Below are 19,680 nucleotides of genomic sequence, written 5' to 3' on the forward strand. Positions count from 1 at the left end.
ACTCAGATTAATGCAAAATGCTCATATAAATATCTTTCTCAAATGAAGCAGCTTTCTCGAAATTTCGTTCTCATCCCGGCTCCGATTCTTTTTTGACTTTGGATTTGTTATTGAATCAATCGACTCATAAATTCCCCTATGAATCTAATTATTAATGTAAACGCATTCTTATTCATGGTATAATGACAGCTAATAGTCTATGATCTCAGGTATTCTGATGTTCTGGTATTCTGCTTGCGAAACTGGCTTGGGGGTGTTTCGAGGATGAGAAGGTATAATGTGTGGCGTCCGATCATGCTGATTGCGGTTGCGCTGCTTACGAACGGCTTGGTTTCGAACCTGGCTGCGGTGTTCGGCATGTCGCCGGAGTCGGCGAGCAATCTCGGTTTTATTGCCATGATTATTGCCGCATTTGTCATGTATAACCGCATGATGAAAGTTCGTCGTAAATGAATAATAATTCAAGCTACAGGATGGATGACATCCTGCTCAAGCACCTTGCCGAGGTGCTTTCTTTCAGGATATGGAAGCTTGCGGGTGACGAAAGGAATGGAAGTAGGGGTTTCGGTGATGTGTCTCATTCCGACGACCTGTATTTTTGTACAAAAACAGAATGTAAACAGTAGGCCTTAATACTTAACGCAGCCATAACAAACAAGCCCAAATACAAATGTGGTAGAATAAAGTCTATTTATTTTTTTTGAAGTTTAGTTGATATTATATCCTCCTCGCTTTGTGTATCACATCACCTGTAACCCCCGTGTTATCTATAAAAACCGTTATATCAACATCATGTTGAGAGCGGTTACCTAAGTCTTCTAAAATTGGGATAAAACATGTCTTAAACGTTTCACCGCGGCACAGATGCAGTTTGACAGAATCCCCCAAATTTATGTTGAAAAGGGTCTGTTTTATTAATATATTGTAAATAGCACGAATCTAGTATTCGGGCATATATACCTAGGAGGGTTATCCTTAATGAAAAAAGGGGTCATATCTTTAATCAGTTTGGCGTTATCTGTCACAATGCTGGCAGGTTGCGGCGACAAACCAGCTACAGAACCAAGCGGCGGTGCAGGCGGAGACGCACCTAAAGCGAACTTTAAGGTTGGTATGGTTACGGACGCGGGAACCATTGATGACAAGTCGTTTAACCAGGGAACATATGAGGGCATTGTGAAGGCCAATGAGGACTTCAAAATGGAGTATAAATACCTGAAGCCTGCAGGAACAACAGAAGCTGACTACACCAAAGAGATCGGAAACCTGTACGATGCCGGATTTAAATTTATCGTAACCCCGGGTTTCAAATTTGAAACAGCCGTGTTCAAAGCACAGGACAAGTATACAGACGCTAAATTCGTTATTATCGACGGAACGCCTCATTCAGGAGAAGAAGGCGCAGCCCCGGTAGTTAAAGAAAATACGGTATCGATCTTCTTCGCTGAGCATGAAGCTGGCTTCCTGGCTGGCGTAGCGACTGCGCTTCATGTGAAGGATGGACAAGCCGGATTTATCGGCGGCATGGAAATTCCGCCTGTACAGAAGTTCAACTGGGGCTTCCAGCAAGGTGTGACTTATGCGAACGATAATCTCGGAACAAAATTGGTTATTAACAAAGAAAACGTGGTATACCAAGGAACTTTCGACGATGTTGCAGCAGGTAACCAATTGGCGGCTCAAATGTATGACCGCGGTGTCAATGTCATTTTCGCGGCAGCTGGCGGCGTAGGTGTTGGTGCGATTAACGAAGCGAAGACCCGCGTTCAGAACGGCAAAGACGTTTGGATCGTTGGCGTTGACGTTGACCAGTATCAAGATGGCGTTTACGAAGGCGACAAGTCCGTCGTTCTGACTTCCGCTGTTAAGAAAATCGACCAAGCGGCTTACGATATGATCAAAGCGGAAACCGAAGGTAAATTCCCAGGTGGACAAACACTCACACTGGATGCTACCAATGACGGTGTCGGTCTTCCTGAGAAGAACCCGAACCTGAGCGAAGACATCCTCAAGCAAGTGGATGATGTGTTCAACAAGATCAAAGCCGGGGAAATTAAAGTGGCCGGAGAGCAAGGCGAATTAATTAAGTAATTCAAGACAACAAGAGCATTAGCAGAGCGTGGATAGACTTACTTGAAAAGCAGCGATACCGCATGAAAAAAAGACGGATTCCCTCCGTCTTTTTTTAAGGTATTAGAAATTATAAGTTATTTCAGCGAAGCGTAAGCAATTCTGTAATCGCATTTATATGTTTTGGGGCCCCCGCAAAGTATTTGGAACAAGCATCGAAGCATAGGCTCCACTTTGTGGGGCTATTTTAGGTATCAGACCGTATCACCGGCGCAAGCGATTGCATCCTGATATTGAATAGAATCAGAACTATTTAACTGCGTTCTGGCTGTTTGGAAGTGAGTCGATCCGCGTTTTTTTAAGCAATTTTTGAACACAGAAGATATTTAACCAAGAAGAAGGAGAGGACCCTAAACCATGGACTATGTTGTCGAGATGGTGGGCATCCGCAAGGAATTTCCGGGGATTGTGGCCAATGACGATATCACGATCAGGCTGAAGAAGGGCGAGATTCATGCTCTGCTTGGGGAAAACGGAGCGGGCAAGTCAACCCTGATGAGTATCCTGTTCGGCATGTATCAGCCTGACCGTGGCACGATCAAGGTCAACGGCAAGGAAGTGCGGATTTCCAATCCGAATGTGGCAAATAAACTCGGAATCGGGATGGTGCATCAGCATTTTAAATTGGTCGACCCGTTCACAGTGACCGAGAATATTATTCTGGGCAGTGAGACGCGCAAATATTACTTTGGCCTGGATGTAAAATCCGCTGCCAAGCGGGTGGAGGAATTGTCCAAACGATACGGCCTCAACGTAGACCCTTACGCCAAAATCGAGGATATCTCGGTAGGTATGCAGCAGCGGGTAGAAATTCTCAAAATGCTGTACCGCGATGCGGAAGTACTCATATTTGACGAGCCAACCGCGGTGCTGACGCCGCAGGAAATCGAAGATCTGCAGGGCATCATGAGAAATTTGGTCAAGGAAGGCAAATCGATCATTCTGATCACGCATAAATTGAAAGAAATTAAAGCGGTTGCGGACCGCTGTACCGTCATCCGCCGGGGCAAAACAATCGGCACCGTCGATGTCGCGGACACCAGCCGCGAGGCCATGGCCGAAATGATGGTGGGCCGCAGCGTCTCCTTCAAGGTAGACAAGCAGGAGAGCAGCCCGGGTAAAACCGTTCTTCAAATTCAGTCGCTCACAGTGAAAAACAGCAAGAAGGTTGATGCACTCAAAGGCTTTAGCCTGGATCTGCATGCCGGAGAAATTGTGGGCATTGCGGGCGTGGATGGCAATGGCCAATCCGAACTGATCGAAGCCATCACCGGTCTTCGACAAGCGGAGAGTGGAACGGTAAACCTGAACGGCAAAGCGTTGAACGGCCTATCTGTCCGTCAGCGGAATGAGAGCGGGATCGGTCATATCCCGGAGGATCGCCAAAAAAGAGGACTTGTGCTGGACTATACAATCGAAGAGAATCTGATTCTCGAGGTGTATAACAAGCCTCCTTACTCCAAGAATGGCCTGCTTCAGCCTGCTGCGATTCGCAAGCATGCGGAGCATATCATCCAGAGCTTTGATGTACGGTCAGGAACGGGCGGCCGGTCGATCGTGCGTTCAATGTCCGGGGGTAACCAGCAAAAAGCGATTATCGGACGCGAGGTTGAACGTGATCCCGATCTGCTCATTGCGGTCCAGCCGACCCGCGGCCTTGACGTAGGCTCGATTGAATACATTCACCGTCGTCTGATCGAACAGCGTGATAAAGGGAAGGCCGTTCTGCTGGTTTCCCTGGAGCTTGATGAAGTGCTGAACTTGTCGGACCGGATTGCCGTTATAAATAACGGTGAACTGGTAGGTATCGTCAAAACCTCCGAAACGAACGAAAGAGAGCTCGGGCTGATGATGGCCGGGTATCAAAAAGAGGAGGCACCACATGAATAACAGCGTAAAATCGTTGCTTGCCGTCCTGTTCGGACTCATCGCGGGAGCACTGCTTATGGCGCTGACCGGTCACAATCCGGTAGAAGGGTATAAGTATCTCATCCAGGGTGGGCTCAAGAACCCGGAGAGGATCGGAAATACGCTGGCGACGGCAACTCCGCTTATTCTGACCGGTTTGTCGGTAGCCTTTGCCTTCCGTACCGGACTGTTTAATATCGGTGCAGCGGGACAAATGCTGTTCGGCGGCTTTTGCGCGACGGCAGTTGGTCTCTCGCTGGATCTGCCGCGTGCCCTGCTCCTGTTGGTGATGGTGCTGGCCGGGTTTATCGGCGGTGCGCTATGGGCGGTCGTTCCCGGTTTTTTGAAGGCCAAATATAACGTGCATGAGGTCGTGTCCACCATCATGATGAACTGGACGGCCTACTGGACCGTTTATTATGTCATTCCAGCTTATTTCAAAGGGACAAGCCTGGAGACGGAATCTCGCCAGCTTCCGCCGGATGCGATGCTGCATCAGCAGTGGCTCAGCGATATGTTCCAAGGCTCCTATGTCAATCTGGGCTTTTTTATCGCGGTCATCGCCGTATTGATTGTAGCTTTCCTGATTAACAAAACGACGCTGGGATATGAGCTGAAGGCAGTTGGGTTCAACCGCCATGCGTCCGAATATGCGGGGATTGCCGTAAAACGCAGCATCGTCCTGTCCATGTTCATCTCCGGGGGGCTCGCGGGCCTTGCCGGCGTTGCGCAATATGCGGGGAATGCATCCAGCATGCAGATCGGCGTGCTGCCAAGCCAGGGATTCGACGGCATCGCTGTTGCCCTGCTCGGAATTAACGCGCCGCTCGGCGTATTGGTGTCGGCCTTGTTCTTCGGGATTCTCTACTCGGGCAGAGGGTTTATGAATGCCATGACGGAGATTCCGCCGGAGATTGCCGATTCGATCATCGCTATTATTATCTATTTTGCAGCAACCAGCATCTTGATCGAACGTCTTTACCGCAAATTGAAGCTGCGTCGTGCGGCAAATAAAAAGCAGGGGGAGTAAGGACATATGTGGACAACGATTGAACAGATTTTTCCGTATGCCATCGCTTACACGATCCCGCTTTTGATTACCGCCTTGGGCGCGCTGTTCAGTGAACGAAGCGGAGTCGTGAATATCGGCCTTGACGGGTTGATGATTGTCGGTTCTTTCATCGGAGCTTTTGTTATTTTCAAAATGCAGGCGCAATGGCCCGGCCAATCGTGGGTATTATGGGTAGGGCTGTTAGCAGCGGCCGCAGCGAGTGCGCTGTTCTCTCTGCTGCATGCCTTTGCCAGCATTAACCTCAGTGCCAACCAGATCATAAGCGGAACGGCGATCAACATGATTGCAGGCGCCTTGACGATTTTCCTGGCCCGCAACATTACGGGCAGCGGCAAGATCAGCATCACGAATGGTTTCGCGCCGTTCGATGTGCCTTGGCTGTCGAAGATACCGATCATCGGAGATTTATTTTTTACTAAAACCTATGCTACGACCTGGTTAGTTCTGTTGGTGCTGGTGCTCAGTGCACTGGCATTGTACAGAACACCGTTCGGCCTGCGACTTCGGTCCTGCGGTGAGCATCCGCATGCGGCGGAAGCAGCAGGGATTAAAGTCCAGTCCATGCGGTATGTCGGCGTCATGATCTCGGGGGCTTTTTCCGGGCTTGGGGGAGCTGTTATCCTGTTGACGTATTCTGGCGAATTTACGGGGAACGTTGCGGGACTAGGGTTCCTTGCCTTGGCTTCGCTCATCTTCGGACAATGGAAGCCGCTTGGCATCCTGCTGGCGACCTTGTTCTTCGGGTTTGCCACGACGGTAGCCAACGTATCGCAGGTCATTCCATCGCTGGCGGTGTTCCCACCGGTTATTCTTAAGATTTTCCCTTATGTGGTGACACTAATCGCTTTGGTTATTTTCTCCAAATCCTCGAATGCACCGAAGGCGGTAGGGGAGCCGTTCGATTCAGGTAAACGGTAACGTATACGCAAGGAAATGTAACATAAGTAGAACCTCTGATACGCTTATCCAGATTATGGGTTAGGTCTATCGGAGGTTTTTTTACATAGGGCATACTTTATGTTAGAACTCCCCAAACATATCTGTTATATATAGTTAATAAGGCTACAAAATTTAATAGAATAGAGGAGTGAAAAACCTGAATGCACATTCGATTACATAAGTACCAAAAGCATCTCAGCATGCTTTTGGCCATCGTGATGCTCCTGAGTATCCTTGTTCCTTTCAGTCCCGTGAAGGTTGCGGAGGCTGCTCCCCACAATGATCAGGTTGTCATCAGCCAGGTATACGGGGGAGGGGGAAACAGCGGAGCGCAATATAAGAATGATTTTATCGAGCTGTTCAATCCAACGGGCAGTCCAGTTGACCTCACAGGCTGGAAGGTACGTTATGCCAGCGCGGCCTCGGGTGCATTTAACGGTACAACCTCTTTAAACGGCATTATGGAGCCTTATACCTATCTATTAGTCCAACAGAGTGGTGGCACAACAGGGAATGCTCTGCCGACACCCGATGTTCTAGGATCGCTTAATTTAAGCGGCAGCAACGGAATCGTGGATCTGGTGAATGCGGCGGGAGATCGTATCGATCTCATTGGTTATGGATCAACTGCAATAGAATCTGAAACGAATCCAACGGCAGCTTTGTCCAACGGCACGGCAGCGATTCGCAAAGAATTGACCACTGGTCAATCGGATCGTGGTCTTGATACGGATAACAATGCAGCGGATTTTATCGTTGCGACGCCGGATCCGCGTAACAGTGCAGCTCCTGCAACACCGGTCAATCCGGGGAATGGACTTGGCCTGGTAACGGCTAATCCAGGACCGAATGCTTGGCCAGCCGGAACGGAGATTACGCTAAGTCCTCCTACGGTGGGAGCTTCCGTCTATGCGGATGTGTACTTGTCCGGCGGGAATGGGTCCGGCTTCCAGCTCGTCAATAATCCAATTGTGATCAACGAGCCAACACGAGTGGATGCGTACGCAGCCCAGGAGGGCCAACCGGATGGACCGGTAACCTCGTTCCAATACGATGTTTTAACGCAGAAATCCGTTACGGAAGCCCGCAGCAAGGCAAAAGGCGAGCATGTGTGGACGGAAGGCATCATTACGCATATCGAAGGCAGAGAAACCTATATTCAAGACGACGCGGCCGGTATCGTGCTTTATGACTACCCGCTGAATGCTGGTGTTGGCGACCGGGTCAGTGTGGCAGGCGTGATGGAGATTTACAACAATCTTCAGGAGATCAAACCACACGCCTTGCTGCCGAACAGCGTAACGGGCACCCAAGTGGGATTGCCGCAGGCTCTCCCAATCACCGGGGCTGACCTGTCTCCAGCAACAGGAGAGACATACGAAGCAAGGCTCGTCTCCCTGGAGGATGTAACCATCAAGTCGGAGAACAAGCCGGGTGAGTATACAGCCGAACAGGGCGGGCATGAATTCATTATCTATTCCGGCTTGTCCAAGCTGAAGACAGTTAAATCGTTCAGCCGCGTTACGGGTGTGGTGAAGCAGTTCGGAAGTATTTATGAACTGATCCCCCTGGGTGAGGATGCCTTAATCGAAGAGTTATTCTCTGTGATGGCGAGCCCGGGTGCCGGACCGATTGTTACCGGCGGAAAGGTAACGCTGTCCAGCCCTACGCAAGGTGCAAACATTTATTATACGCTGGACGGATCGGTTCCAACGACATCCAGCACGCAGTACAGCTCGCCAATTCCAATTGACCGTGATACGACTATCAAAGCGATTGTTGTTTCTGGTGTGGATGTGAGCAAGGTATACGAATTTGCCTACAAGGCTACACAGCAGCCGCGCATTGCGGACATTCAGGGGGAAACCCATGCCTCGCCTTACAACGGTCAAACCGTAAAAGATATCGAGGGTGTTGTCACGCAGTACGGCTATACTTTCTCTAACGGCAACATCAAAGGTTTTTATATTCAGGATCCGAAGCCGGATTCCAATCCGAATACCTCTGATGCGATCTTTGTGTATTCTACGGATCCAAGCCGGCCTCAGATCGGAGATTTGGTCAGCGTCACCGGTAAAGTGGCCGAATTTAACGAAGGAAGCTCAAGCAATCTGACATCGACTCAAATTGAGCTGCAATCCTTGAATAATCTGGATCAGGGTCAACCACTGCCAGAGCCTGTTACTTTAGGTAAGGGTGGACGTCCGATTCCGGATGCCATTATCGATAACGACGGGATGACAGCATTCGAGCCGCAGGAAGACGCTATCGATTTCTATGAGTCCCTGGAGGGTATGCGGGTCAGACTTCCGCAGCCAACCATCATTAGTCCGTACTGGACAAGCAGCGGAACGTACAATATCGCGACCCGCGTGGAAAATCATATAGCAGATGTGATTACGCCGGCTGGCGGTCTCGTTCTGAAAGAACAAGGGAATTTCAATCCGCAGCGCCTTATTATTGCCTATGGCAATCCAGGACAGGAAGTAAGCACCGGGGATACGTTTGCTGATGATGTGATCGGTGTGATCGGATACAACAGCGGCAATTTCAAGGTGATTCCGGGCAAAGGCGAATTGCCTGCAATTAACAGCAGCCCATTTCAACAAGAGGTATCCACCATTGATGTGAATGCCGAGCAGCTTCGGGTGGCGACATATAATATCGAGAACTTCTATCCGGGCGTAGGCTCCAGCAAAATCAACAAGCTGGCCGAGTCGATTGTTAGCAGCATCAAGTCCCCGGATATTATCGGGCTTGTAGAAGTGCAGGACAACAACGGTGAGCAGAACAATGGAACCACCGCAGCAGACTTAAGCTACGATGCTCTGATTAAAGCCATTAAGGCAGCAGGAGGCCCAACCTACAGCTTTACCGACATTGATCCGGTTAATAATAATGACGGGGGAGCGCCGGGAGCCAACATTCGTGTCGGATTCCTCTACAACCCGGACCGTGTTCAATTATCGGACAGTGTAAACAACAAAAAAGGCTCTTCCACGGATTCCGTGGCCTATGATGCAGCTAAGGATCAGCTGACCTATAATCCAGGCAGGATTGATCCGCAGAATCCTGCATTTAATGCCTCACGCAAGCCGCTGGCCGCGCAGTTTGAATTCCGGGGCGAGAAAGTGATTGTGATTGCGAATCATTTTAACTCGAAATCCGGGGACCAGGGACCATTCGGAAATACGCAGCCGCCGGTTCTTTCCAGCGAAGCGCAGCGTCATCAGATCGCGGCTGTCGTTAACGGATTTGTTAAGAGCGTGGTAACCGCAAATCCGGACGCAAACGTTGTTGTTCTGGGCGATTTGAATGATTTCCAATTTACGCAGACGGCAACGATTTTGAAAGGGAATGAATTAGATAACCTGATTGATACGCTGCCGCTGAAAGAGCAGTATACGTACACGTATGACGGAAATTCGCAGGTGCTGGATCATATTCTGGTCAGCAAGAACCTGACCCGTTCTACGCAAGTCGATGTAGTGCACCTGAACGCCGATTTCCCGGCTTCCAAGGGCCGCGTATCGGATCATGATCCGGTTGTCGCGCAGATCGATTTGCAAGGAGAGGCCGCTAACGGGTTCCCGCTTACGATCCTGCATACCAATGACACGCATGCCAATCTGGATACCACAAGCTCTCCGAACAACGTTGCTCGCCGGGTCACGGCAATTAAAGAGGCGAGAGCGCATGCGGTCAATCCACTGCTCGTGGATGCGGGGGATGTATTCTCCGGCACACTCTATTTCAACCAATACTTGGGACTTGCGGATCTGGAGTTCATGAATATGGTTCAATATGATGCTATGACCTTCGGGAATCATGAATTCGATAAAGGATCCGAAGTACTGAATGATTTCATTGAGCATGCGAAGTTCCCGTTTGTTTCATCGAACGTGAATTTCTCAGCCGATGCTATATTAAGCCAAAAGTTCAAGAATGAAGTAGCCCGGGATGCCAAGGATGCAACCATCTACCCGGCCATCATCATGGAGGTAGACGGTGAGCAGGTCGGCTTGATCGGTCTTACGACCGAAGACACGGCAAACATCGCTTCCCCTGGAGACGTTACCTTTGATGATGCGGTGCAAAAGGCAAAAGACACCGTCGCGATGCTGAAGAATGAAGGCATCAACAAAATCGTTGTGCTGTCGCACCTCGGTTATGACGTGGATGTCAACCTGGCGAAGCAAGTTGAAGGCATCGACATCATCGTGGGCGGTCATAGTCATACCAAGCTGGATCAGGCGGTTGTAGACCGTTCGGACAGCGAGCCGAAACTGATCGTGCAGACAGGTGAAAAAGGCCAATTCTTAGGCCAGCTAGAGGTCGTATTTGACAACGAGGGCGTTCTGCAGGAGTGGAACAGCCGCCTCATTTCAGTTGACGAGAAAAACAGCAAAGGCGAGTATGTCATTCAGCCGGATACAGAAGCACTTGCCATTTTGAATGCCAAGTACAAACCTGGCGTAGATCAGTTAAAACAAACCGAGGTTGGTACAACGGAAGTGAAACTGAACGGCGTCCGTGCCGATGTGCGCACGAAGGAAACGAATCTCGGAAATCTCATCGCGGACGGAATGCTGGATGCGGCGCAAGCAGCCGGAACGAATGCGGTCATTGCCTTGCAGAATGGCGGCGGAATTCGCGATTCGATTGGAGCCGGCAAAGTTACGATGGGTGACGTAATGACCGTCCTGCCGTTTAACAATGATCTCGTCACCATCACGCTGACGGGCTCCGAGATTAAAGAAGCGTTGGAGAACGGGGTTTCCAAAACCCCGGCCGAGGATGGACGCTTCCCGCATATTGCGGGCATGAAGTTTATCTACGATTCAACCAAACCGGTTGGATCGCGCGTACTGCGTATCGAGGTGAAAGGCAAGAACGGCTACGAGCCGATTGATATGAACAAATCATATGAGGTAGCGACAAATGCATTTACCGCTAAGGGCGGCGATTTCTACGCTTCGCTCGAAAAGGCATATTTGGAAGGGCGCGTGAACCTGCTCTATATGCCTGACTATGAGGTATTCTCGAATTACGTGAAAAAAGTAGGCACCATCACGGACAAGACCTCGGCCGTCGAGGGTCGGATTACAGACCTGAAAGGAGCGCCGCTTCCTGGCGGGCCAGGAGAGCCTGGGACAGGCAACCCTGGGAACCCGGGCACGCCTGGAACTCCAGGACCAACGACGCCTCCAGTGAATCCTACAAACCCTGGCACGACGCCACCGGCGGAAGCAGGCAAGGTGAAGGTTCCGGTTAAAGTGGAGAATGGCGCGGCAGCAGGCTCCGTAACCGGAGCGGCTATGAAGGAAGCGTTGAAGCTGCCTTCAGACGGGAAAGTCACCATTGAGGTTACAAGTGCGCAGCCTATAGAGTCTTCATCCATTACGATTGAGAATGAAGCGCTGCGGGCATGGCTTGATCAATCAAGCGCTCAAGTGCTGAACGTGGTCACTCCATACGGAAGCTACGAGCTTCCGAAGCGGGAGATCAACCTGCAGGCTCTGGCAACTCAAGTCGGATCGGATATAAACAGTATCCAGCTGGTCATTCAACTTGCCGTGGATTCGAATGCTCTTAAATCGGCAGCCTCCAAAGGACATAATGCGCTGCAAGCCCTAAGCTACACGGTAACCGCAACGTCCGGCAGCGGCAAAACCATCACGCTGGATAAGTTCCAATCGTATGTGAAGCGGTCCCTGAATGTTGCCAAGAACTATCGTTCCTCCGAAATTGCGGTTGTTCGGGTTGACGGAACAGGCAGTGAATACACGCCGGTGCCGTTCAAAGTGAATGGTCAACGAATCGATATCTACAGTCAAATGAACAGCACGTACCTGGTTCTTCTGAACCCGGTAACGTTCCAGGACATGGGGACACATTGGTCCAAGGGAGACGTTGAATCCCTTGCAGCGAACATGATCGTGACCGGACGTTCGGAGCAGAACTTTGTTCCGAATGCTCCGATAACCCGAGCCGAATTCGCGGCACTGGTAGTCCGGGCGCTGGGCCTCACGGCCGACACTAAGGCAGTGGCTTTCCAGGATATTGCGTTATCCGACTGGTATGCCGGTGAGATCCAGGCGGCAGCCGATGCCGGCATCATAACCGGATATTTGGACGGCAACTTTAAGCCGAATCGGGACATTACACGCGAACAGATGGCGCTGATGGTATACAAAGCTATGGACTATGCCGGATACCATCAGGCAGACGCGGCAAAAGCCCAATTCGCTGACGCGTCCTCGATCAGCGCATGGTCGCAGGCAGCTGTATATGAATTGGCGGGTCTTGGTATTCTGAACGGGGATCCGAAGCTGCGCTTCAATCCTCAGTCCAGCGCAACCCGAGCCGAAAGCGCCGCTGTGCTTCATCGCATGATTCAGGATTTGACGTATGTAAAATAAACATGCAGTGCATGCGGCTTATGGAGATTGGATGTTCACATCAGTGTTCGTGTTCCAATAAGCGGAGATATTGGTTGGCGAGAAAGAGCTGCCCCTCAGGGGCAGCTCTTTTTTTTAGTTCGTAAAAGCAAAAACAAATGTGACCGATCCACGTCCATAACTGTGTTAAGGGTAAAAGGAGGTCTACACGCGATGCAGATGGATTCGCTCCGGCCGGGCGGAGATTTTACGGAAACCTATGAATTATATGGCAATATGCTTTTTAAAATAGCGATGGTGTACCTTGGGAACAAACAGGATGTAGAAGAAGCTATTCAGGAAACATTCATCAAATTGATGCATAAAGCGCCTAAATTCAGCGACCAGGAGCATAAGAAGGCTTGGCTGATTCGGGTGATAACCAACTATTGCAAGAACATGCAAGGAAGCCTGTGGCGCAGGCGGGTAACCAAAATGGAGCATATGAACGATTTATTTTGCTGAGCCATCTGAACGGATGCTGATGGACCATGTCATGAGTTTGCCGTTCAAATATAAGTCGGTCATCCACCTGTTTTATTACGAGGATTATTCTGTTAAGGAGATTGCCGGGATATTGCAGATTAACGAATCCGCGGTCAAGATGCGCCTTCAGCGCGGCAGGAAGCTGCTGCGAATGGACTTGGAAGGAGAGGACGATTGATGAATCGGAATGACTATAACCAATTGATAGATCAAATAGAACCTGACCAAGGATTGGAGGAGCGGCTTATGAATGGAATGAAACAGAATGGGCGCCAAACGCCAAGAAGGAACCGGATGGGGATGGCTGGTGTTAGTGCGGCTGTCATGCTAGGTGTGGTGTTGGTTATTTCGCTCATGTTGAATGGAGAAGATGCTCCAGTTGTCAGCAATACCCCGGTGACTCCCGGGACCGGAGAGAACACGACACCGATCGCTAAGGTCGGTCATGATCCGGTGATCATTCCGAAGATTGAGCTTCCGAGAGAGAGCGGTGTTAAAGCCGACATGATCGGGTTGGTTGTATATCAGGGGAATATCTACACCCATACCAGCACGCGAATATCGCCGGAAACCGCCAAGCAGCTGCGGGGCGACAAGCTGGGACGGTCCCAATCGGGCATTACGGAATGGAGTTCCCCCGACGATTATACGGAACTCGCTTCAACAATAGGAGAAATGGACATCTACTCGGTAAAAGGGTATGACTTGGATTTTAGAATCATGTCCTATGTAGAGCATGATGGGGAGATCTACGCTGAACTGTATGAGCATTTGAATGGGATTACGGTGACCAAGGGCGAGGACTTGATAGGCAAGCTGAATTTAAGGGATCGAATGACATCGGTAAAATGGCAGGATTTTGACAGCTGGAACATGGGGGAGAACAAGCTGCACGATTTTTCCGGCGAGTCGGAGGTGCAAGCCTTCGTCGAGGCCTTGTATGAGGCGAAGCCGATTGCGGCCGATCCTCTATTCGAGCAAGGGATCTACGAGACCGGATCGGGAGAACAGAAATTTCTGTATATTAAGCTCCAGGACGGAACGGAAGTCCAGTTAAGATTGTTCAGAGACGGGGAATATGTAAGATACGCAAACGCTCCTGTATTCTTTCAATTGGATGCCGAGGCTTTCACGGCGCTGTGGGAACGGATGGAAGAGTAGGGCGTTTGTTCAGCGCAATGGCTTCTTCTTATTCGCGTGCCGTCGATGAAGAGCGATGACCTTTTACGAATGCACTCGGCGTCATACCAAAATACCGGGTAAAGGCGCGGGAGAATGTAAACAAATCCGAATACCCAAGAGATAAAGCGGTATGCGTGATGCTGGTTCCCTCAGCGGATAACAGGCGGGTCGCTTTCTCCATAATGAGCTGCTGCATGTAGCGGGACGGAGAGATACCGTATCGGCGGGTAAACGCACGGGTGAAATGACTGCGATGCACACCGGCCCACGCAGCAAGCTCCTCCACAGATAGGTTCTCTGTGCAATAAAGCTTCATATACCCGGGAACGGATTCGAGCCAATCGGAAGCAGACGAAGAAGCCGGATGTCGCTGGTTCCGGTTCGGATCGATGCTGTGGATCAATTGGAAGCCCAGCGACATCAGCTGAAGGCTGTGATCCTGTTGGGGCTGCCGGAGCAATCCCTGAATTTCCTTGATCACCGCCAAGGCACTCTCCCCGAAGGCATTCCGTCGATAGGGCTGCTCGGGGCATAGATCGACATGCTTTAATATGGATGGCATCAATTCGCCCATAAAGGCCGTCCAGGTGATCATCGTAGACGGCTGGTCACAGTCCTTGGCATATGTATAGACCGAGCCGGGGAAGAGGCAGAACAGGTCGCCTGCCGAGAGGGAGACGTTGCGGCCGTCCCATTCAAACCGTACCTTGCCGTAGGCAACGAAATGTATACTATAAAATTCGACGGACCGGGGACCGGCTTTTTCAGTGAAGAAGGGATGGGATCCGGATTTGAATATCCATAGTCCCAGTTGAGTCTCAAAGAAAGCCGGATTGTTAAAGTATTCTTCTCTGGATGGCCGTTGGTTCACTGTCATGCTTTTGCTTCCTCCTTCCAGCTAAACAAGATCACTTTGCTTGATATTGTTAATATGCAACATATTGTATAACGATTGCAAGGATTGGACATTCCGTGTTGATCCGCGACAGGGTACGATATGAGGAACAAGTCGAGCATAGTCGAGGTGAATGGAGATATGAAACAACCGAATTTTGTCATCGTTTATTGTGATGACCTAGGCTACGGGGACCTTGGATGTTATGGTTCGGATTCCGTGAGAACCCCGCATCTGGACGGATTGGCAGATGAAGGCGTTCGTTTTACGAATTGGTATTCGAATTCCCCTGTCTGCTCTCCGTCACGAGCCTCTTTATTGACAGGCAAATATCCGGTCCGAGCGGGAGTCGGTGAAATCCTGGGGGCAAAGCGCGGTTCCCATGGGCTGCCTGCCGCCGAGGTGACGTTGGCCAAGGCGCTTAAGCCTGCCGGGTACAGGACGGCACTTTATGGAAAATGGCATTTGGGCCTGTCCAAGGAAACCAGCCCGAATGCGCATGGGTTCGATGAGTTCTTTGGATTTAAGGCAGGCTGCGTCGATTTTTACTCGCACATTTTTTATTGGGGGCAAGGTCATGGCGTCAATCCCCTGCATGATCTATGGGAAAACGAAACGGAGGTTTGGGAGAACGGCAGGTATATGACCGAACTGATAACAGAACGCTCGGTTGATTTCATTAAGCGGTCACGGGAGCAGGAGGCTCCGTTCTTCTTGTTTGCGTCGTACAATGCGCCCCACTATCCGATGCATGCACCGCAGGAATACATGGACCGGTTTGCGCATTTGCCATGGGATCGGCAGGTGATGGCCGCCATGATTGCGGCGGTGGATGATGGCGTCGGAGAGATTGTGGAGGCGCTGAAGGAAGCCGGCTGTTATGAGGATACGGTCATCTTTTTCTCCAGCGATAATGGGCCGTCTTCCGAGAGCCGTAACTGGCTGGACGGGACGGAAGACATTTATTACGGCGGGAGCGCGGGGATCTTTCGGGGGCATAAGGCAAGCCTGTTCGAAGGTGGAATCCGCGAACCTGCCATACTGAACTGGCCGAACGGATGGGAAGGCGGACAAGTGCGCGATGAGGTCGCGGCCATGATGGACATCGTTCCGACCTTCTTGGATCTGGCGGGCGTCGATCTGGCGGCGGGACCGCTTCAAGGGATTACCCTGGATGGGAGCAGCCTGAAGGAGATGCTGTTCAGGGGCAAGCCGTCACCGCATAAGCAATTGTTCTGGGAGTATCAAGGTCAACTGGCTGTCCGGGAAGGCAACTGGAAGCTGGTGCTGAACGGAAAACTCGATTTCGATCGCGTGGTTCCGGATCAGGTTCATCTGTCCGATCTGTCCAAGGATCCGGGAGAGCGATCCAACTTGGCGGACCGTTATCCCGAGATCGTGGAGCGCCTTAGCCGGGATGTACGAGTCTGGTATGAGGAAGTGCAAAATCAAGGATCTTAAGCGTGGATTAGGGCATATCATCTAAGACTTAGCGATTATGCAAAAAAGCCCCGGTCTCCGGGGCTTTTTCATGATGTGTTGGTGACAAGTATTGCAATTCCAGGCAGCTTGGACCCTTAAAAAGGATTCAGCACATGGTAGAACACGTTCGGCGAAGCCATCCGGTAATAATGGCTGCACCAGCCGACACCCTTGTGGTTGCCGCGGTGGGTCGTGCTGAACACGAGCCGTTCCTGCTCGAGTTCTTCGATTCGTGCCACTCGCCCCTCGGCGTATTCCAGAATGCGGAACGACGCAGTGTCCAGGCGGGTGATAACGCCGCCATAGCGGATGTCGATGACCTCCCAGCCGAAGGGCTTAAACATGCGGTGCCACTGCGTACGGTGGGCGAGACGCAGCTCCTGGACAGCTCTGGAGATGGCAGGCAGCACGTTCTTGGCCATATGTCTTAGGGTATCGTTATCCTTGGCATCATAAGCTTGTTTCAGCAGGATACCGATCTCGCTCTTGCGTTTGAGGACAGCACTCAGCTTCTCCGGCATTTCAAAGAGGTAGTCCAGCTCTGCGCGGCTGTTGCGTTTCCCGCGTATGCTTTGCTCTAACTCGGCATAGTGGTTCGCCAGATCCAGGCCTTCAATCTGCTTGTCGAACATCCCGAGAAGCACGTCCTGATACAGCAGAAATTTCGAAGGATTGCTCTGTTTGGCGTTGTTGGGTTCCTGGCCGGGAATCTCGTCCAGATCCTTCAGTTGCAGGAAGGTTTCCATCTCGATGCCCGTACAGAACTTCACCCGCTCCGCTAATTGCGTCCGGGAAGGCTTCTCTTCCGAATAGGCATGCTCGGCATAGAGCTGGAGGCCAAGCAGGGCTGCAAAGGGATTTCCTTCGTTGCCATCATCGCCCCACATGGTCGCGTATACCTCACGAATTCCTTCCTGCTTGCACACTTGCAACGCCACATCGGAAGCGTTCAGGGACAGACCGTAGTTTACGCCGAACGTGTTAAAAATCCAGACTGCTCCCGCAAACACGAGATTGCAGCCGAGCGGCCGATGATTGGCAATCACCTTTTCGTAATCCTCCGGCTCCATATGGGTATAGTCCCAGTACACCATGTCCACATCCTTCGGAATCTGGCGGGCCATTTCCTCCGGAATCGAGGCTTCCTTATCGTAATACGCCGCATCGCCGCCTCCGCCGGAAGCGAGCTTCAGGAACATGTCGCTCCACATCATCGGTTTCAGGCCGCGCCTTCGAACGGCTGCCAGAACCTTCTCCAGATGGGCGATCATAATATCGAAGCGGCTCACATAGCCGTTGTGATCCAAATATTTGCCTCGTCCAAGCTCCTCCGCTTCGTCCATGCCAATATGAATTTTCTTGCTGCGAAAAGGGGCACTTGCAGCCTCGATCATTCGTTCAATCAGGGCATCCGTTTGCTCGCCGCCAACAAGCAGGGCACCCTTTGTATCACGGTAATGCTTGATGGGCTCCCATTTCAGAAACTCCTCCAGGTGCGCCAAGGTTTGAATGCTTGGAAAAGCCTCAATGCCGAACTGGTCGGCATAATCGTCAATTTCTTTTAGCTCCGCCTGCGTGTAGCGGCCGCGCATGTATCCGAAATAGGGCTCGCCTTTGATCTCGTAGGTATCCTCCATGTATAACATCACGCTGTTCATTCCCATCAAGGCCATCTTGTTCAGCATGAGTTTAAAGCTGTCCACCGTGAGCACGGCGTTCCGGGACAGGTCAAACATCGGGCCGATCTGGTCAAATTGCTGGTTCTCTTGAAGATGGAACGTATCGCTATGGCGGCTATGTTGAATGAGCAAGCCGAGCCCCCGGAAGAATTGATGCTTTCTGCCGTAACGAATGTAAGCTCGGGTATGTTCTCGTCCGACTTGAAGCTCGCCCTCGGACAATGCTACCTCAACCGTGACTCCGCCTTCCCCAAGTTCTACGCCAAGTTCGTCTAGCAGCAGCTGCGCACCGGGCAGTATATCCGATACAGCACCCGCGAAACGAAATTTCATATGAAATCCCCCTGCATCCAAGATTTTGCAAACATTAAACATTATATCATTATAATGTTTAATGTTATGGGAATCGTTGAGGGAAATCAATCCTAAGTTTTGCGAACACTGGTGGTATGGCGGCATAACTCTCTAAAATTTTGCGTAACCATTGCTTGTGTTAAGAGTTAATATATATATGAACAGTAAATATTAGAACAAAAGAGAAGTCTCTTATGCTGCGGCAGTAGCTAATAAGTCCTATGCTGGGGTATTAGCTAATTCCTATACTTGATATAACGTCACATATCCTAGACAGCCGGTAAAACAGCATGGGGATCATTCAACAGATCATCCGAATCATCATCAAAACATTATTATCTAGAAGTTCAATAGTCTTGCAAAGTTAACCACACATGGGGGATCTATATGAAAAAAATAATCGTAATCTCATTTCTGATGCTGACCATGATTCTGGCATCAGCTTGTTCTCGCAACGAGGAACCTGAAACCATTCCAGACAAAGCAAATTCCGATGCTCCTTCCGGATTCAGCAAAACATCCGTGATGATGGACAAAGTATATACAGATGCCGAGGAGGAAAATGGATGGTGGGTTGTCCCAAGGGATGCTGACACAATAACCATTTATGTGGAGGCACAGCATGCCGACACTGTGTTATTCTGGTCATCTCCTACAGGAACGGAGGTTGGCAAGGAACGGAAACTCATAGGGTATGATAGTGATGGAGAAGACGGCTGGTCTTTGGTATGGGATATCAAAGACCAATCACTCCATAACCATGTAGATGTTCAGGCTCTAGGCATCGATGGTGTTTCATTAGCCACCGAGACGTTTAATGTGCACACCTTAGAGGAATAAGACATGTCAACCGTTCAAGAAACGGAAACTGCTGAAACGGTTCAATAAGATTGAAGGGGAATCAGCCATACAGTCGCTGTTTCCCTTTATTTGTTATAGCTAGATACTGCTGGATAGAGCTTTGATTCAAGCTAAAAAATACTTTTTAAAAACAGGTCAAAATGTGGTTGACGACCTTGAGATGCGATACTACAATAAGAAATGCAAACGTTTTCATTGAAATCGCTTTCATCTCATGTTCCAGCACTAGATATCGGAGTGATTCTTCCCCAA

Annotated in this window: 13 protein-coding genes; 11 read left to right on the forward strand and 2 right to left on the reverse strand. The window is 50.4% G+C overall.

The features are described from left to right. Nucleotides 1-264: 264 nt before the first annotated feature. The 9 genes from PVOR_RS03520 (at nt 265) to PVOR_RS03555 (ending at nt 14,136) form a co-directional block, all read left to right on the forward strand. Entirely contained in the window at nt 265-453 is a 189-nt protein-coding gene (locus tag PVOR_RS03520) for a hypothetical protein (RefSeq protein ID WP_006207700.1), read from the forward strand. Nucleotides 454-978: 525 nt separating this feature from the next. Then, complete coding sequence (locus tag PVOR_RS03525) at nt 979-2,091, forward strand: BMP family lipoprotein (protein WP_006207702.1); 1,113 nt, start codon at nt 979-981, stop codon at nt 2,089-2,091. A 396-nt stretch (nt 2,092-2,487) separates the two neighbouring features. Further along, complete coding sequence (locus PVOR_RS03530; RefSeq protein ID WP_006207703.1) at nt 2,488-4,020, forward strand: ABC transporter ATP-binding protein; 1,533 nt, start codon at nt 2,488-2,490, stop codon at nt 4,018-4,020. After that, entirely contained in the window at nt 4,013-5,068 is a 1,056-nt protein-coding gene (locus PVOR_RS03535) for an ABC transporter permease (protein WP_006207704.1), read from the forward strand. Before PVOR_RS03530 ends, PVOR_RS03535 begins: the two co-directional genes overlap by 8 nt. Nucleotides 5,069-5,074: 6 nt before the next feature. Beyond that, nucleotides 5,075-6,028, forward strand: a complete 954-nt coding sequence (locus PVOR_RS03540; RefSeq protein ID WP_006207705.1) for an ABC transporter permease — start codon at nt 5,075-5,077, stop codon at nt 6,026-6,028. A 182-nt stretch (nt 6,029-6,210) separates the two neighbouring features. Further along, nucleotides 6,211-12,471, forward strand: a complete 6,261-nt coding sequence (locus tag PVOR_RS03545; protein WP_006207706.1) for a 5'-nucleotidase C-terminal domain-containing protein — start codon at nt 6,211-6,213, stop codon at nt 12,469-12,471. A gap of 192 nt (nt 12,472-12,663) precedes the next feature. Then, nucleotides 12,664-12,954, forward strand: a complete 291-nt coding sequence (locus PVOR_RS31295) for an RNA polymerase sigma factor (protein ID WP_006207707.1) — start codon at nt 12,664-12,666, stop codon at nt 12,952-12,954. 19 nt (nt 12,955-12,973) lie between these two features. Further along, nucleotides 12,974-13,153, forward strand: coding sequence for a sigma factor-like helix-turn-helix DNA-binding protein (locus PVOR_RS31300; RefSeq protein WP_234972766.1), 180 nt, complete (start codon nt 12,974-12,976; stop codon nt 13,151-13,153). Continuing rightward, the gene (locus PVOR_RS03555; protein WP_006207709.1) at nt 13,153-14,136 is read left to right on the forward strand and encodes a hypothetical protein; all 984 of its coding nucleotides are present in this window, start codon (nt 13,153-13,155) and stop codon (nt 14,134-14,136) included. The genes PVOR_RS31300 and PVOR_RS03555 overlap by 1 nt, the downstream gene beginning before the upstream one ends. A 28-nt stretch (nt 14,137-14,164) precedes the next feature. Here PVOR_RS03555 and PVOR_RS03560 read toward each other — a convergent pair whose 3' ends face one another. After that, nucleotides 14,165-15,034, reverse strand: coding sequence for an AraC family transcriptional regulator (locus PVOR_RS03560; RefSeq protein ID WP_006207710.1), 870 nt, complete (start codon nt 15,032-15,034; stop codon nt 14,165-14,167). A 159-nt stretch (nt 15,035-15,193) separates the two neighbouring features. Here PVOR_RS03560 and PVOR_RS03565 point away from each other — a divergent pair, with 159 nt between their 5' ends. Continuing rightward, nucleotides 15,194-16,513: a sulfatase-like hydrolase/transferase gene (locus PVOR_RS03565; RefSeq protein WP_006207711.1), complete on the forward strand. Its 1,320-nt coding sequence runs from the start codon at nt 15,194-15,196 to the stop codon at nt 16,511-16,513. Nucleotides 16,514-16,629: 116 nt separating this feature from the next. Here PVOR_RS03565 and PVOR_RS03570 read toward each other — a convergent pair whose 3' ends face one another. Continuing rightward, on the reverse strand, nt 16,630-18,546 hold the full coding sequence (locus tag PVOR_RS03570) for a beta-N-acetylhexosaminidase (RefSeq protein WP_006207712.1): 1,917 nt from the start codon (nt 18,544-18,546) through the stop codon (nt 16,630-16,632). A gap of 408 nt (nt 18,547-18,954) precedes the next feature. On the opposite strand from PVOR_RS03570, the gene PVOR_RS03575 reads away from it, so the two are divergent. After that, nucleotides 18,955-19,407 carry a hypothetical protein gene (locus PVOR_RS03575; RefSeq protein ID WP_006207713.1) on the forward strand — a complete coding sequence of 151 codons (453 nt, stop codon included), beginning with the start codon at nt 18,955-18,957 and terminating at the stop codon, nt 19,405-19,407. Nucleotides 19,408-19,680: the final 273 nt, after the last annotated feature.

Origin of the sequence: Paenibacillus vortex V453 (genome assembly GCF_000193415.1) — a bacterium.
In the GTDB taxonomy this organism is placed as follows: Bacteria; Bacillota; Bacilli; order Paenibacillales; family Paenibacillaceae; genus Paenibacillus_AQ; species Paenibacillus_AQ glucanolyticus.